The organism is Mitsuaria sp. RG (genome assembly GCF_028369275.1).
Taxonomy (GTDB): domain Bacteria; phylum Pseudomonadota; class Gammaproteobacteria; order Pseudomonadales; family Pseudomonadaceae; genus Aquipseudomonas; species Aquipseudomonas peradeniyensis.
Map to the genome: position 1 here is coordinate 1 of NZ_JAQMYQ010000060.1, position 13,801 is coordinate 13,801.

15 protein-coding genes are annotated in these 13,801 nt (G+C 65.2%); 10 read left to right on the forward strand and 5 right to left on the reverse strand.

Features of this window, described 5'->3' with window-relative positions; all coding sequences use genetic code 11:
• Positions 1 to 73 precede the first annotated feature (73 nt).
• The 3 genes from ggt to mdaB all read right to left on the reverse strand — a co-directional run bounded on the left by ggt (position 74) and on the right by mdaB (position 3,540).
• Positions 74 to 1,729 (reverse strand): gamma-glutamyltransferase, encoded by a 1,656-nt coding sequence (ggt, locus tag POF53_RS23550; RefSeq protein WP_498969688.1) that lies wholly within the window; start codon positions 1,727 to 1,729, stop codon positions 74 to 76.
• 130 nt (positions 1,730 to 1,859) lie between these two features.
• Complete coding sequence (locus tag POF53_RS23555) at positions 1,860 to 2,756, reverse strand: LysR family transcriptional regulator (RefSeq protein ID WP_203650468.1); 897 nt, start codon at positions 2,754 to 2,756, stop codon at positions 1,860 to 1,862.
• Positions 2,757 to 2,952: 196 nt separating this feature from the next.
• Positions 2,953 to 3,540, reverse strand: coding sequence for an NADPH:quinone oxidoreductase MdaB (mdaB, locus tag POF53_RS23560; RefSeq protein ID WP_232855743.1), 588 nt, complete (start codon positions 3,538 to 3,540; stop codon positions 2,953 to 2,955).
• A gap of 160 nt (positions 3,541 to 3,700) precedes the next feature.
• Between mdaB and POF53_RS23565 the strand changes: the two genes are divergently transcribed.
• Positions 3,701 to 4,015 (forward strand): putative quinol monooxygenase, encoded by a 315-nt coding sequence (locus tag POF53_RS23565; protein WP_232855744.1) that lies wholly within the window; start codon positions 3,701 to 3,703, stop codon positions 4,013 to 4,015.
• On the opposite strand, the gene POF53_RS23570 is transcribed toward POF53_RS23565, so the two are convergent.
• The gene (locus POF53_RS23570) at positions 4,005 to 4,769 is read right to left on the reverse strand and encodes a sulfite exporter TauE/SafE family protein (protein ID WP_232855745.1); all 765 of its coding nucleotides are present in this window, start codon (positions 4,767 to 4,769) and stop codon (positions 4,005 to 4,007) included. The genes POF53_RS23565 and POF53_RS23570 overlap by 11 nt on opposite strands.
• A 77-nt stretch (positions 4,770 to 4,846) precedes the next feature.
• Between POF53_RS23570 and POF53_RS23575 the strand changes: the two genes are divergently transcribed.
• Positions 4,847 to 5,734: a LysR substrate-binding domain-containing protein gene (locus tag POF53_RS23575; RefSeq protein WP_232855746.1), complete on the forward strand. Its 888-nt coding sequence runs from the start codon at positions 4,847 to 4,849 to the stop codon at positions 5,732 to 5,734.
• A gap of 21 nt (positions 5,735 to 5,755) precedes the next feature.
• On the opposite strand, the gene POF53_RS23580 is transcribed toward POF53_RS23575, so the two are convergent.
• On the reverse strand, positions 5,756 to 6,163 hold the full coding sequence (locus POF53_RS23580; RefSeq protein ID WP_203650451.1) for a type II toxin-antitoxin system HicB family antitoxin: 408 nt from the start codon (positions 6,161 to 6,163) through the stop codon (positions 5,756 to 5,758).
• A gap of 518 nt (positions 6,164 to 6,681) precedes the next feature.
• On the opposite strand from POF53_RS23580, the gene POF53_RS23585 reads away from it, so the two are divergent.
• The 8 genes from POF53_RS23585 (at position 6,682) to POF53_RS23620 (ending at position 13,642) form a co-directional block, all read left to right on the forward strand.
• The gene (locus POF53_RS23585; RefSeq protein WP_203650449.1) at positions 6,682 to 7,287 is read left to right on the forward strand and encodes a CDP-alcohol phosphatidyltransferase family protein; all 606 of its coding nucleotides are present in this window, start codon (positions 6,682 to 6,684) and stop codon (positions 7,285 to 7,287) included.
• Between the two features lie 30 nt (positions 7,288 to 7,317).
• Entirely contained in the window at positions 7,318 to 9,072 is a 1,755-nt protein-coding gene (locus tag POF53_RS23590) for a bifunctional alpha/beta hydrolase/class I SAM-dependent methyltransferase (RefSeq protein ID WP_232855747.1), read from the forward strand.
• On the forward strand, positions 9,072 to 10,448 hold the full coding sequence (locus POF53_RS23595; protein WP_232855748.1) for a phosphatase PAP2/dual specificity phosphatase family protein: 1,377 nt from the start codon (positions 9,072 to 9,074) through the stop codon (positions 10,446 to 10,448). The genes POF53_RS23590 and POF53_RS23595 overlap by 1 nt, the downstream gene beginning before the upstream one ends.
• Positions 10,445 to 10,864, forward strand: a complete 420-nt coding sequence (locus POF53_RS23600; protein WP_232855749.1) for a hypothetical protein — start codon at positions 10,445 to 10,447, stop codon at positions 10,862 to 10,864. The genes POF53_RS23595 and POF53_RS23600 overlap by 4 nt, the downstream gene beginning before the upstream one ends.
• 10 nt (positions 10,865 to 10,874) lie before the next feature.
• A complete protein-coding gene (locus POF53_RS23605; protein ID WP_232855750.1) occupies positions 10,875 to 11,498 on the forward strand; it encodes a lysophospholipid acyltransferase family protein in 624 nt (207 codons plus the stop codon).
• Between the two features lies 1 nt (position 11,499).
• Positions 11,500 to 12,432, forward strand: a complete 933-nt coding sequence (locus POF53_RS23610; protein ID WP_232855751.1) for a phosphatidate cytidylyltransferase — start codon at positions 11,500 to 11,502, stop codon at positions 12,430 to 12,432.
• Between the two features lie 10 nt (positions 12,433 to 12,442).
• Positions 12,443 to 13,201 (forward strand): aminoglycoside adenylyltransferase family protein, encoded by a 759-nt coding sequence (locus POF53_RS23615; RefSeq protein WP_203650439.1) that lies wholly within the window; start codon positions 12,443 to 12,445, stop codon positions 13,199 to 13,201.
• Positions 13,202 to 13,297: 96 nt separating this feature from the next.
• A complete protein-coding gene (locus POF53_RS23620) occupies positions 13,298 to 13,642 on the forward strand; it encodes a cupin domain-containing protein (RefSeq protein WP_023631693.1) in 345 nt (114 codons plus the stop codon).
• Positions 13,643 to 13,801 lie beyond the last annotated feature (159 nt).

Here is a 13,801-nt window from a genome sequence, read left to right on the forward strand (position 1 = left end):
GGGGGGGGGGGGCCCCCCCCCCCCCCCCGGGGGGGGGGGGGGGGGGTGGCCCCGCGATCATTTCACCCCAGCCTTATTTGACGATCATCCCCACCCCACGCCCACGCGGATCGGAAGCGGTCTCCAGCTTCTCCCCGGTGACCCGGATCGCCTGGATATCGCCCATCTCCCAACCCTGGTCTTCCAGCACGTAGCCCATCTTCTTCAGATCGTCCGCCACCTTGCCGGTGAGCGGCGCATAGCTGTCGAAGTAGATCGTGTCCTTGGGCAGCAACTGATGATGCACACGCTGCGCCGCCACCGCCTTCTCCAACGGCATGCCGTAGTCATACAGGTTGTTCATCACCTGGAAGATCGAGGTGAAGATCCGCGAACCACCCGGCGTGCCCAGCACCAGCGCCACCTTGCCATCGCGGGTCACCAGGCTCGGGCTCATCGACGAAAGCATGCGCTTGCCCGGCGCGATAGCGTTGGCGTCGCCGCCGACCACGCCAAAGGCATTGGCCGCCCCCGGCTTGGCGCTGAAGTCGTCCATCTCGTCGTTGAGCAGGAAGCCCGCGCCCTTGACCACCACGCCACTGCCGTAGTCGAGGTTGAGGGTGTAGGTGTTGCTCACCGCATTACCCTGCTTGTCGACGATGGAGAAGTGCGTGGTCTGGTGCGGCTCCAGCCCCGGCTTGACCTTGTCGGTCTCGGAGATCGCGTTCGGGTTGACCTGGGCGGCGCGCTTGGCCAGGTAGTCCTTGGCCACCAGCTGGTCGACCGGGACCTTGGTGAAGGCCGGGTCACCGAGGTAGTCGGCGCGATCTGCGAACACGCGTTTCTCGATCTCGGCCAGCAGGTGAATGTACTTGGCCGAATTGTGCTCGACGCCCTTGAAGTCCGCGGCGCGGTCTTCCTTGATGCCCAGCAGCTGGGCCAGGGCGACGCCGCCGGAGCTTGGCGGCGGCGCGGTGTAGACCACGTTGCCGCGCCAGCCAATGGCGATCGGGTCGCGCCACACGGCCTTGTAGTCCTTGAGGTCATCCTTGGTGATCAGGCCCTTGTCGGCCTGCATCTGCGCCACCAGCAGGTCGGCGGTCTTGCCCTGGTAGAACTCGCTGACGCCCTTGTCGGCGATGCGCTCCAGGGTCTGCGCCAGTTCCGGCTGCTTGAACAGCTCGCCGACCTTCATGTGGCCGAAGTAGTCGTTGAAGTTGGTGGCGGTCTTGAACAGACCCTGGGCGTCGTCACGGTACTGGTACTGCTTCTGGGCGATCTTGAAGCCGTTCTGCGCGTAGCCGATGGCCGGCGTCAGCAACTCGCTCCACTTGAGCTTGCCGAACTTCTGGTGCGCCTCCCACAGCCCCATCACCGTGCCCGGCACGCCGGCGGCGCGTACGCCGACCAGGCTGAGGTTCTCGATCACCTCGCCCTTGTCGTCCAGGTACATGGTCTTGGTCGCGGCCTTGGGCGCCACTTCGCGGTAGTCGAGGAAGTAGGGCTTGCCGTCGACGAACAGGGTCATGAAACCACCGCCGCCGATGTTGCCGGCCTCGGGGTAGGTCACGGCCAGGGTGAAGGCGGTGGCGACGGCGGCGTCCACCGCGTTGCCGCCTTTCTTGAGGATATCGGCGGCCACCTGTGCGCCATATTGATCAGGCGCGGCCACCGCGCCGCCTTCCAGCGTCACGGCAAAGGCGGAGGAACAGCTCAGGATCGCGACCCCGAGGGCCAGCGGCTGGAACATGACGATACGCATGCGCACTTCCTTGGTGTTGTTTTTGTTGATCAGTCATTAAGGCCGAAGCCCTCCGACTAAGCAAACACCATTGCAGGATCGCGCCGCCGATGGGCAGACACTGTCGCGTTCAGGCAACTCAGCAGGCGTAGGCGGCCAGCTTTTTCTGGATGAAATCGAGGAAGCACTGGATGCGCAGGGCCAGCTGGGTGTTGCGGTAGTAGACCGCGTGGATCGGCTGGCGATAGCCGTTGTTGTGCTCGCCGAGCAGTACCTGCAGGCGGCCGGCGCGGATATCCTCGTGGGTCATGAAGTGCGACAGGCTGACGATGCCTTCACCGGCGATGGCCAGCTGGCGCAGGGTTTCGCCACTGGAGGCGAGCAGCTGCGGGCGGATCGCCCAATGGTCGCCCTGGGCGTGGCGCAATGGCCAGCGGTTGAGCGATTCCAGGGAGCTGAAACCGAGCAGGCAATGCTGGTCGAGATCCTCGACCTTCTGCGGCGTACCGTGCCGCGCCAGGTAATCGGGGCTGGCGAGTACCTGCACCGGGCTGCAGCCCAGCGAGCGGGCATGCAGGCTGGAGTCGGACAGCTCGCCGATGCGAATGGCCACGTCGGTGCTCTGCTCCAGCAGGTCGATGATCAGGTCGTCGGTGTTCAGTTCCAGCTCGATGCCGGGGTATTGCCGACGGAACTCACCGATCCACGGCAGGATCGCGTGCAGCATGAACGGCGCGGCAGCGTTGATGCGCAGGCGCCCGGACGGGGTCTGGCGGTTCATCGACAGGCGCTCTTCCATGTCGTCCATCTGCTCGAGGATCAACCGTGCGCGTTCGAGGAAGAAGCGCCCTTCCTCGGTCAGGTCCATGCGCCGGGTGGTGCGGTTGACCAAGGTGGTGCCCAGCTTGCCCTCCAGCCGCGACAGGGTGCGGCTGACGGCCGATGGGGTCTGGCCGATCTGCTCGGCGGCGGCGGAGATCGAGCCGCTGTCGATGACGGCGACGAAGACCTGGAGTTCTTCGGAGCGAGTTTTCACACGAAAGGACCTGATTGGAGAATGCCGTGATTGATAGCTGTTGATCAACGTACGTGCAAGCAACTTGCCCCGTGTAGGAGCGGCCTTGTGCCGCGAAAGGGCTACGCTGCGCCATTGAAGTTGTCAGGTATACGAAAACCTGGGGCCGCACTGCGGCCCTTTCGCGGCACAAGGCCGCTCCTACAGAGGCGAGCGATCAGGCCTTGCCGAACACCTCATCCAGGTGCTGCACGTACGCCGCCAGCGCCGCCGGCACATCCGGCCGCTTCATCACATCGACGGCGAGGAAGGTCGGCAACCCGCTCATGCCGAGGAACTGGTTGGCCTTGTGGAACGGGAAGTACACCGCATCCACGCCCTTGCCCTCGAAGAAATCGCTCGGATCGTCGAACGCCTGCTGCGGCGCGTTCCAGGTCAGCGACAGCATGTACTGCTTGCCCTGGACCAGGCCACCGCTGCCGTACTTCTGCGAGGCGTCGGAGCGGGTGCGGCCATCGTTGGCGTACAGGCTGCCGTGCCCGGCGGTGAACACCTCGTCGATGTATTTCTTCACCGTCCAGGGCGCGCCCATCCACCAACCGGGCATCTGGTAGATCACCACGTCGGCCCAGAGGAATTTCTCCACTTCGGCCTGGACGTCGTAGCCACCGTCGATGAAAGTTTCCCGCACATCGAAACCGGCACGGTCCAGGTGAGCCAGCGCGGCATCGTGCAAGGTCTGGTTGAGGCGGCCGTCGGAGTGGGCGAAGCGTTTGCCACCGTTGAGCAGGAGGATCTTTTTCATGGGAGGGTCAGCCCTGTAAGTGAAGTTGCCGGCAGGTTAGGCACTCACGGGGCGGGGAAACAGCGGGTTCAGGGCAAAATACATTTGCCTGTTAATCACGAATGGCAAACATATTGTTGATTTAGAATCTGCTCACCCTCTTCACTCACCGAGATCTGCCATGAGCGAGCAATACGCCTTCATCCTCAAAGCCAAGACCCGCCCGGAACAGGCCGAATCCTTCGAGCAGTTGTTCCGTCCCTACGTCGAGCCCAGCCGCCAGGAGCCGGGCTGCATCGAGTACCACATGCTGCGCGACAAGGAAGACCCTAGCCTGTTCGTGTTCTTCGAGGTCTGGGCCAGCAAGACGGCCCTGGACGTGCACTCGGCGCTGCCGCATATGGCCGCGTTCTTCGAAAAGCGCATGGATTACCTGGAGCGCGACTTTGATATCCAGATGATCGACATGCTCAGCGCTTCGTCCGCTAACCGTTGATCAACAGGTGCGTGCCCAGCAGCGCCAGGCCGATGAAGAAGCAGCGCTTGAACAGCGCTGCGCTGATCCGCCCGCGCAGCCACTGACCGGCGAACATGCCCAGCAAGGCGGGCGCCAGCATCAGCAACGAAGCGCCCAAGGCCTGGCCACCCAAGGCATCCTGACCGGCCAGGCCAACCGCCAGCGCCAGGGTCGAGACGGTGAATGACAGCCCCAATGCCTGGACCATCTCCTCACGGCTCAGGCCAAGACCTTGCAAATAGGGCACTGCGGGCATCACGAACACCCCGGTGGCCGCCGTCACCACGCCCGTCAGCAACCCGCAGGCGGGGCCCAGCCAACGCTCCCGCCCAGGCGCCACCCGCAAGCCCGGGCCGGCCAGGCCGTAAAGGGCATAGATCAGCAACGCAGCGCCCAAGCCATGGGCTGCCCACGGGCCACTGTCGATACCTGACCAGGCGCTGCCCAACAGGGTGCCGATGAAGATCATCGACAACATCCCTCCCAGGCGCCGCAGCAGCGCCAGCAAGTGACCGCCTGCCGCCAGCTGCCACAGGTTGGTCACGGTCGACGGCACGATCAGCAGCGCCGCTGCCTGCGCCGGAGACATAGCCAGGCCCAGCAAGCCCATGGCAATGGTAGGCAGCCCCAGGCCGATCACCCCCTTGACCGCGCCAGCCAGGAAGAAGGTCATGATCACCAGCAGTGAAATTGCAGGCCCGATACTCTGATAAAACGCCAGGAAGGTATTCATGGCGTCATCCTGCCGTGCGGCCGGCGCGCTGAAAATCTGCCATATACTCAGGCAGACTCTTTCCAGGACAGAGGCAGATGCATTTCGACCTGATCGATCTCAAGCTGTTCCAGCATACCCTCGAGAGCGGCAACATCACCGAAGGTGCCCGACGCAGTCACCTGTCGCTGCCAGCGGCCAGTGCCCGCATTCGCGCCATGGAAGCTTCGTTGGGCATCCCCCTGCTCACCCGCAACCGCCGCGGTGTACAGCCCACACCTGCCGGCCAGGCGCTCCTGCAGCATGCGCGGCTGATTGCCCGGCAATTGGAACGCCTGCAATACGACCTGGGACAGTACGCTCAAGGCCTGCAAGGACAGGTACGCCTGCTGTGCAACACGGCTGCACTGACCGAGTACCTGCCGGAGTTGCTGGCCAGCTATCTGGTCGAGCACCCGGGGGTAAGTGTCGATATCCAGGAGTTGCCGAGCCTTGGCATCGTCCAGGCGATCACCCAGGGCATGGCGGACCTGGGCATCATTTCCAGCGCCGCGCCTTGCGAACATCTGCAAACACGGCCGTTTCGCGATGATCCGCTGGTGCTGGTAATGCCCCGGGGACATCCGCTGGACGCCCATGATGAGGCAGGTTTCAACGCGAGTCTGGGCCATGGGTATGTGGGGCTTGGCGCCAACAGCGCCCTCGCGTTGCACCTTGAGGAACAGGCGCTACGCCAGGGAAGGCGCATGCAGGTGCGGGTTCGTGCGGAAGGGTTCGATGGGGTGATCCGCATGGTCTCGGGCGGGGCCGGCGTGGCAGTGGTGCCACTGGCCTCGGTTCGGCGCTGGGAAGGCGTCCTGCCGCTGCGTTGGGTTGCCCTGCGAGAGGACTGGGCCAATCGCCATTTGCTCCTCTGCTCGCGGGATTTCAGCGCATTGCCGGGGTACGCCGCCGTGCTGGTCGATCGCTTGGCCGAGCCTGTCTGAATATGACCGGGGCGCGCAGGCTCAGGACACCACAGCCAGTTCGCGCAGCGCCGCTGAAGCCAGAAATGCGGAGCGTGAAGCGTAGCGATTGTCCTGCTTCACCCTATCGTCGATTCGTTGCAACAAGTTCCTGGGCAACGTCGCACTGAACCGTACCGCCGTCCCCAGGTACGGCGTTGCGTCGAAGTCCACCAACGCCCAGAGGCCGCCTGCATACTCTGGATTGTCCACATGCGCATCCATTTCCTGCACCTGCGGCAGGGGCGCGCCATCGGCCACCAGCCCTTCATAATGCAGCGCCAGCGCCTCCTGAACGTTCTCCAGTGCCTGGGGGACCGTGGCGCCTGCGGAAAAACAGCCAGGTACATCGGGGATGGTGACACCGTAATAGGTCTCACGGGACTTGTGCAGGACAACAAGTAGGTTCATCGGCTCTCTCGTTTTGTCGAGCTGCCATGGTTGGGCATCTGCCGGGCAGCGTTTCCGGTCGGTGAACCGCGAAACTAGAACGTTCAGCCGCACCCTCGCAATGTGCCAGGCGGCAGTGAAACAAGTTTCGGAAATGAACTACAGCCGAGTACCTAAACTCGCTGTGCGGCCCCTCGCGGGGCAAGCCCGCTCCTACAACAATTGCGCCAAGTCTGTAGGAGATCGCCCGGCGAAGCCGGGGCCATACACCGCGCTGGATTCTTCGCGGGTAAACCCGCTCCCACAGGGCCAAGCCAAATCAATGGGTTGCGTGTTGTTCCTTAGGAAATTGCCCTGCCTATTGCACTACCCTGCCTTCGCGGGGAACAGTGTGGGAGCGGGCTTGCCCCGCGATCAACGCCGACAAAGGCCACCTCGATTACCTCGCCGTCCTCACAACTCCGCTACGCCCCCCTTGCCGCCCCTGGGCCTGATTCCCCACAATCGCGTCCATGCCGCACCACGACAGGGAATTCACCGTGCCATCGATCTACCAGCTCAAACCCCGCTTCCAGGCGTTGCTGCGCCCTGCCGTCCAGCGCCTGTTCGATCGCGGCATCACCGCCAACCAGGTCACGGTCACCGCCGCTGCGGTTTCCGTCCTGCTGGGCCTGTTGCTGGCCTGGCTGCCCCAGGTCACCTGGCTGTTCCTGCTGATCCCGGTGTGGATGCTGCTGCGCATGGCGCTGAACGCGGTCGACGGCATGCTCGCCCGGGAGTTCGGCCAGCAGTCCAAACTCGGCGCCTACCTCAATGAACTGTGCGACGTGATCGCCGACTCCGCCCTCTACTTGCCCTTCGCCCTGCTGCCAGGCGTTTCGCCGACGCTGGTAGTGCTGGTGGTGGTGTTCGCCGTGATCAGCGAGTACGCCGGAGTGATGGGCCCGCTGGCCGGCGCATCGCGCCGCTACGACGGGCCGATGGGCAAGAGCGACCGAGCCTTTGCCTTCGGCGTGCTGGGCACCGGCGTGGGGTTCGGGCTGCTGGCCGCGACCTGGATCAACGGCCTGCTGCTGGTCATCCTGCTGCTCTCGCTCTATACCCTCTACAACCGGGTTCGCCACGGCCTGGCCGAAACCCGCTGAGCCCCTCGCTGCCGGACAAGGATATTCGCCATGCGCCAAGCGCAATCGCTGCACTTCTGCACCCATGACGGCGTCGAGCTGCACTATCGTCATTGGCCCGCCACGCGCAACGAACACCAGCCGCGCCGGGCCGTGGTGATGTTCCATCGCGGCCACGAGCACGGCGGGCGCATGGCCCACCTGGCCGATGAGCTGGATATGCCCGGCTACGACTTCTTCGCCTGGGACGCCCGTGGTCATGGGCAGTCACCGGGGGCTCGCGGCGACAGCCCGAGCTTCGCCACCAGCGTGCGCGACGTGCAGACCTTCATCGAGCACATCCAGGCGCAGCACGGCATCGCCGAGGCCGACATGGTGGTGCTGGCACAAAGCGTCGGCGCGGTACTGATCGCCACCTGGGCCCACGATTATGCGCCCCGGGTACGCTGCCTGGTGCTCGCCTCGCCGGCCTTCAAGGTCAAGCTCTACGTACCTTTCGCCCGCCCCGGGCTGAAGCTTATGAAGGCCCTGCGCGGCAACTTCTTCGTCAACAGCTACGTCAAGCCGCGCCTGCTGACCCACGACCCGGAACGGGTCATGTCCTATGTCGCCGACCCGCTGATCAGCCGGCCCATCTCCGTCACCATGCTGCTGGGCCTGTACGACGCCGCCGACCGCGTGGTCGCCGATGCCCAGGCGATCCAGGTGCCGACGCAGCTGCTGATTTCCGGCGCCGACCTGGTGGTCGAGCGCAAGCCGCAGGAGCAGTTCTTCGACCGCCTGGGCAGCGCACGCAAAGAGAAGCACATCCTCCCCGGCTTCTTCCACGACACCCTTGGCGAACGCGACCGCGCCCATGCCCTGGCGCGGATCGAGCGCTTCGTCGCGCACTGCTTCGACGCTCCGCAAGCGCAGCCCTCGCTGCTCGATGCCGACAAGAGCGGCGCCAGTTGCGCCGAGGCCGAGAGCCTGGCCGCGCCATTGCCGCGCCATTCGCCACGCGACCTCTACTGGCGTGCCACCCGCGCCAGCCTGCGCTTGGGCAAAGGCTTTTCCGAAGGGGTGAAGCTGGGCTTCGACACCGGTTTCGACTCAGGCTCCACCCTCGACTACATCTACCGCAACACCCCGACCGGCAAGGGCAAGCTGGGCGAGCTGATCGACCGCAACTACCTGGATGCCATCGGCTGGCGTGGCATCCGCCAGCGCAAGCTGAATGTCGAGGAACTGCTGCGCCTGGCCATCGCCCGCCTGCGTGAACAGCAGCGCCCGGTGCATATCGTCGATATCGCCGCCGGCCATGGCCGCTACATCCTCGAGGCGCTGCAGGGCCTGCAACAGCTGCCCGACTCGATCCTGCTGCGCGACTACAGCGAACTGAACGTGCAACAGGGCAATGCCTTGATCAGCGAAAAGGGCCTGGCCGAGATCGCTCGTTTCGTCCAGGGCGATGCCTTCGACCGCCAGAGCCTGGCCGCTCTCACCCCGCATCCGACACTGGCGGTGGTCTCGGGCCTCTACGAACTGTTCCCCAGCAACGAGCTGGTCGGCAACTCGCTGGCGGGACTCGCCGACGCGGTAGAGGACGGCGGCTATCTGGTCTACACCGGGCAGCCCTGGCACCCGCAGCTGGAAATGATCGCCCGCGCCCTGACCAGCCACCGTGGCGGCCAGGCCTGGGTGATGCGTCGGCGCAGCCAGGCGGAGATGGACCAGTTGGTGGAAGCGGCAGGGTTTCGCAAGATCACCCAGCGCATCGACGAGTGGGGCATCTTCAGCGTCAGCCTGGCGCAGCGGGTGCGCTGATGGGCCGTGAAGCCGGGCTGGTCCGTCGTGGTGTCCTGTGGCTGTTGCTGCTCGGGCCGTTCTTCTTTCTCAGCTACGGCCTGGCCAATACCTACACCGCCGGCCGCGAGGATATCGGCAGTTTGGTGTTCGCCTGGGAGCGGCAGGTGCCGCTGTGGCCCTGGACGATCATCCCGTACTGGTCGATCGACCTGCTGTACGGGTTGTCGTTCCTGCTGCCGCGCTCGCGTTCGGAGATGGACCGTCATGCCCTGGCCCTGCTGACGGCGCAACTGGTCTGCGTGGCCTGTTTCCTGCTCTGGCCGCTGCGCTTCACCTTCGAGCGTCCCGAACTGTCGGGGCTGTTCGGCTGGCTGTTCGATGTGCTGATGGGTTTCGACAAACCGTACAACCAGGCGCCGTCGTTGCACATTGCGTTGCTGGTGATCATCTGGACGATGTTCGCCCGGCATACGCGGCATCCTGCCTGGCGCTGGGTGTTGCATGGCTGGATGGGGCTGATCGGCCTGTCGGTGCTGACCACCTGGCAGCATCATTTCATTGACGTGCCGACCGGGGCGCTGGCGGGGTTCGTCTGCCTGTGGCTGTGGCCACACAGCGGCCCGTTGCCCTGGCGACAGGCACACCTGGCGCGCGATCCGAAACGTTGGCGCCTGACACTGCGCTATGGACTCGGCGCGGCCGTGCTGGGGCTACTGGCAATGAAGATCGGCGGTGGCGGGTTGTGGCTGCTGTGGCCGGCGCTGTCGTTGCTGCTGGTGGCGCTGAACTATGCCCTGTTCGGCGCCGCAGGTTTCCAGAAAGGCGCCGACGGGCAGCTGTCCGTGGCCGCCACCTGGCTGCTGGCGCCGTATCTGCTGGGCGCCTGGGTCAATTCTCGGCTATGGACCTGGCGGCATCCGCAGGCGGATGAGGTGGCCGATGGCGTATATCTCGGCAGAGTTCCGGGGCGCACTGAAGCGTCCGCGTTCGCGGCGATTGTCGACCTGAGCGCGGAACTGCCCTGTCTTGCTGTCCCTCAACAGAGCATCGCGGGGCAAGCCCGCTCCCACAACGCGGCTTGCCCCGCGATGAAGGCGCTGAAAACGCCACAGGACTACCAGAGCCTGCCGACCCTGGACCTGATTGCCCCAGACCGGGAAATCCTGCAACAGGCCGCCAAGGCCATCGAACACCTCCAGCAACAAGGCCCGGTGCTGGTCTGCTGCGCCTTGGGTTACTCGCGCAGCGCCAGCGCCGTCGCCGCCTGGCTGCTGCTCAGTGGCCGCTGTGCCAGTGCCGAACAAGCCGAGGCGCTGATTCGCCAGGCGCGCCCCGGCGTGGTCCTGCACCCGGCCCACCGCCTGGCATTGCATCATCTGGAGGCCCAGCCATGAGGCTGTTTCTCGTCGCCAGCCTGCTCGCCCGAGGCCGTCAGCTGGAGCGCCTGTCGGACGGCCTGACCCTGCTGGCCCTGGCCTGCACCCTGGCACCGCTGCTCGGCTTGCCATTGGCGCCACTGCCCCATCTGCTCTGCGGCCTGTTGCTGCTGCTCGGCCTGGTCCACAAGTATTGGGCTATACGCGTCGCCCTGGATGCCGACCTGTTCGCCCGCCTCGGCGCCAGCGGCGACCTGCCTGCCGATACCCAGGCCCTGGACCACGCCCTGTTCGACCTGCGCCTCAAACCTGCGCCCAGCGACCCGCGCGACTGGCCGACCCGCAGTCGGGCCGCCCTGGCCCTGCTGCGTCGCCAGGCCCTGTGCCTGGCGCTGCAGGTCGCGCTGCTGCTGACCCTCCCCTTCACCGGATAAGACCAATGCCATGCTCGCCAGCCTGACCGCCTTCGTCATCACCTCCGCCGCCCGCCTGATCACCGGCGCCCGCGCCTTGTGGCTGGGCTGCACACCGCAACCGGTGCAGCGCCTGTACTTCGCCAACCACAGCAGCCATGGCGACTTCGTGCTGCTGTGGGCCGCGCTGCCCGAACCGCTGCGCCGCCGCACCCGCCCCGTGGCGGGCGCCGACTACTGGTGCAAGCCGGGGATCCGCGACTTCCTGATCCGTAAGGTGTTCAACGGCGTGCTGATCGACCGCCAGCACGGCACGGGCGAGGGCAACCCGCTGCAACCGGTGCTCGAGGCCTTCGCCCAGGGCGATTCACTGATCTTCTTCCCGGAGGGCACGCGCAACCTGACCGACGACCCGTTGCTGCCATTCAAGAGCGGCCTGTTCCACCTGGCCTCGGCCAACCCGCAGGTCGAGCTGGTGCCGGTGTGGATCGCCAACCTCAACCGGGTCATGCCCAAGGGCCGCGCCCTGCCGCTGCCGCTGCTGTGCACCCTGAGTTTCGGCGAGCCGCTGCACTTGCAGCCGGACGAGGGCAAGCACGCCTTTCTCGAGCGGGCCCGCCAGGCCCTGCTGAACCTGGCCCCGAAGGAAGCCTGAGATGGATCACAACACCCTGTCGCTGTTCGCCGGCATCGGCGCCCTGCTGCTGCTCGCCAGCCTGATCGGCCGCCTGCTCAAATGGCGCGCCGGCCCCGCCCCGCATGCGGTGATCGACAACCTCAACGCGCGCATCAACGCCTGGTGGGTGATGGTGCTGGTGATCGGCATCGCCTTCCTGTTCGGCAAGTACGGCGTGATCGTGCTGTTCTACGGCGTGTCGTTCTATGCCCTGCGCGAGTTCATGACCCTCACCCCGACCCGACGCAGCGACTATCCAGCGCTGGTGGCGGCGTTCTACGTGGCGCTGCCGGTGCAGTACCTGCTTATCGCCATGGACTGGTACGGGTTGTTCAGCATCTTCATCCCGGTGTACCTGTTCCTGCTGCTGCCGATCCTGGCCAGTTTCGGCGGCGACACCACGCGCTTTCTCGAGCGCGCCTCCAAGGTGCAGTGGGGCCTGATGATCGCGGTGTACTGCGTGTCGTCGGTGCCGGCGTTGATGACCCTGGACATCCCCGGCTACGAGGGCCGCAACCTGCTGCTGATCGCCTGGCTGATCCTGGTGGTGCAGATCAGCGACGTGCTGCAGTACGTGTGCGGCAAGCTGTTCGGCAAACGCAAGGTGGCGCCGAACCTGTCGCCGTCGAAAACCCTCGAAGGGCTGCTCGGCGGCGTGGCGCTGGCCACCCTGGTCGGCGCCCTGTTGTGCTGGATCACCCCGTTCACCTTCTGGCAGGCGGCGCTGATGGCCTTGACCGTCAACGCCATGGGTTTCTTCGGCGGGCTGGTGATGTCGGCAATCAAGCGCGACCGCGGCGTGAAGGACTGGGGCCACATGATCGAAGGCCACGGCGGCATGCTCGACCGCATGGACTCGGTGTGTTTCGCCGCGCCGGTATTCTTCCACTTCGTGCGTTACTGGTGGGCGTGAGGCATACAGCATGATCGACGCGCAATTGTCCGCCGCCCGGCAGATCCTCACACGGCACCTGGGCGATCAACTGCTGGCCATCCATCTTTACGGGTCTGCGGTCTCCGGTGGCTTGAAACCGGAGAGCGACCTGGACCTGCTGGTAACCGTGGCAAGTCCCCTGCCCCCTGCGACGCGTCAAGCACTGATGCTCGATCTGCTCACGGTCTCGGCCCGTCCCGGTAGTCGCCCTGATCTGCGGGCGCTCGAGGTGACAGTGCTGGCTCGTGACCACACTCACCCCTGGCACTATCCGGCCCGGCGTGAACTGCAATTCGGCGAATGGCTGCGCGAGGCGTTGCTGGCCGGTGAGTTGGAACCTGCACAACTCGACCCCGACCTGGCCATCCTGCTGACCAAGGCCCGCCAGCACAGCATCAACCTGCTTGGCCCGGCCGCCGCGCAATGGTTCGACCCCGTTCCGGCTGCCGACCTGGCCCGGGCCTTCCACGACACCCTCGCGCAATGGAACAGCCCCGAGGACTGGAGCGGCGACGAGCGCACCGTGGTCCTGGCCCTTGCGCGTATCTGGTACAGCCTGACGACCGGTGAAATCGCGGCCAAGGATGTCGCTGCCGACTGGCTGTTACCGCAGCTGCCCAAGGTCCACCGGCCCGTGCTGGCCAATGCCCGGGACGCCTACCGGGGCGAGACCACGGAGCAATTGACGGCCTGGCCTGAGCCGGTGGCTGCATTTATTCACTACTGCAAGGCCCATATCCCGGCATAGCGCAGGCAGACAGCTGGGCGTCGAGCCCAGGCAACTGCCCGCCTGGCAATGGCCCTATGGTGATGCGTCATCTCACCTGTTGCCTGGAGCCACGCCATGTCCGATTTCATCACCGTCCTGCGCGAAACCTGCCCGACCCCGGTGGTCGACGCGACCAAGTGGAAGCGCATCGGCGGCGACCCGCACACCGTCAACCTCAACGCCTACCTGTCCGCTGACGGCAGCAAGATCATGGGCACCTGGATCTGCACGCCAGGCAAGTTCGAGGTCAACTATGAGAAGTGGGAGTACTGCCATTTCCTCGATGGCTACTGCATCGTCACGCCTGAGGGTGAAGAGCCGAAGCATCTGAAGGCGGGCGATGTGTTTGTGATCGAACCGGGGATGAAGGGGACCTGGGAAGTGGTCGAGACGGTGCGTAAATACTTCGTCTTCGCCTGACTCGGTGGGAGCGGGCTTGCCCCGCGATGCGTACTGCCACAAGACATCACTGCTCGAGCAGATGCCATCGCGGGGCAAGCCCGCTCCCACGCCCCCCACAGCTGGTCATAAAAAAATCGCGAACCTGATGACCCTTCCCCAAGGTGCGCAGTTACAAGG

What these genes read in the sequence shown, in the direction of transcription:
- ggt (WP_498969688.1), bottom strand. Translation starts at nt 1,729, where the DNA reads ATGTTCCAGCCGCTGGCCCTCGGGGTCGCGATCCTGAGCTGTTCCTCC.
- mdaB (WP_232855743.1), bottom strand. Translation starts at nt 3,540, where the DNA reads ATGAAAAAGATCCTCCTGCTCAACGGTGGCAAACGCTTCGCCCACTCC.
- POF53_RS23565 (WP_232855744.1), top strand. Translation starts at nt 3,701, where the DNA reads ATGAGCGAGCAATACGCCTTCATCCTCAAAGCCAAGACCCGCCCGGAA.
- POF53_RS23570 (WP_232855745.1), bottom strand. Translation starts at nt 4,769, where the DNA reads ATGAATACCTTCCTGGCGTTTTATCAGAGTATCGGGCCTGCAATTTCA.
- POF53_RS23575 (WP_232855746.1), top strand. Translation starts at nt 4,847, where the DNA reads ATGCATTTCGACCTGATCGATCTCAAGCTGTTCCAGCATACCCTCGAG.
- POF53_RS23580 (WP_203650451.1), bottom strand. Translation starts at nt 6,163, where the DNA reads ATGAACCTACTTGTTGTCCTGCACAAGTCCCGTGAGACCTATTACGGT.
- POF53_RS23590 (WP_232855747.1), top strand. Translation starts at nt 7,318, where the DNA reads ATGCGCCAAGCGCAATCGCTGCACTTCTGCACCCATGACGGCGTCGAG.
- POF53_RS23595 (WP_232855748.1), top strand. Translation starts at nt 9,072, where the DNA reads ATGGGCCGTGAAGCCGGGCTGGTCCGTCGTGGTGTCCTGTGGCTGTTG.
- POF53_RS23600 (WP_232855749.1), top strand. Translation starts at nt 10,445, where the DNA reads ATGAGGCTGTTTCTCGTCGCCAGCCTGCTCGCCCGAGGCCGTCAGCTG.
- POF53_RS23605 (WP_232855750.1), top strand. Translation starts at nt 10,875, where the DNA reads ATGCTCGCCAGCCTGACCGCCTTCGTCATCACCTCCGCCGCCCGCCTG.
- POF53_RS23610 (WP_232855751.1), top strand. Translation starts at nt 11,500, where the DNA reads ATGGATCACAACACCCTGTCGCTGTTCGCCGGCATCGGCGCCCTGCTG.
- POF53_RS23615 (WP_203650439.1), top strand. Translation starts at nt 12,443, where the DNA reads ATGATCGACGCGCAATTGTCCGCCGCCCGGCAGATCCTCACACGGCAC.
- POF53_RS23620 (WP_023631693.1), top strand. Translation starts at nt 13,298, where the DNA reads ATGTCCGATTTCATCACCGTCCTGCGCGAAACCTGCCCGACCCCGGTG.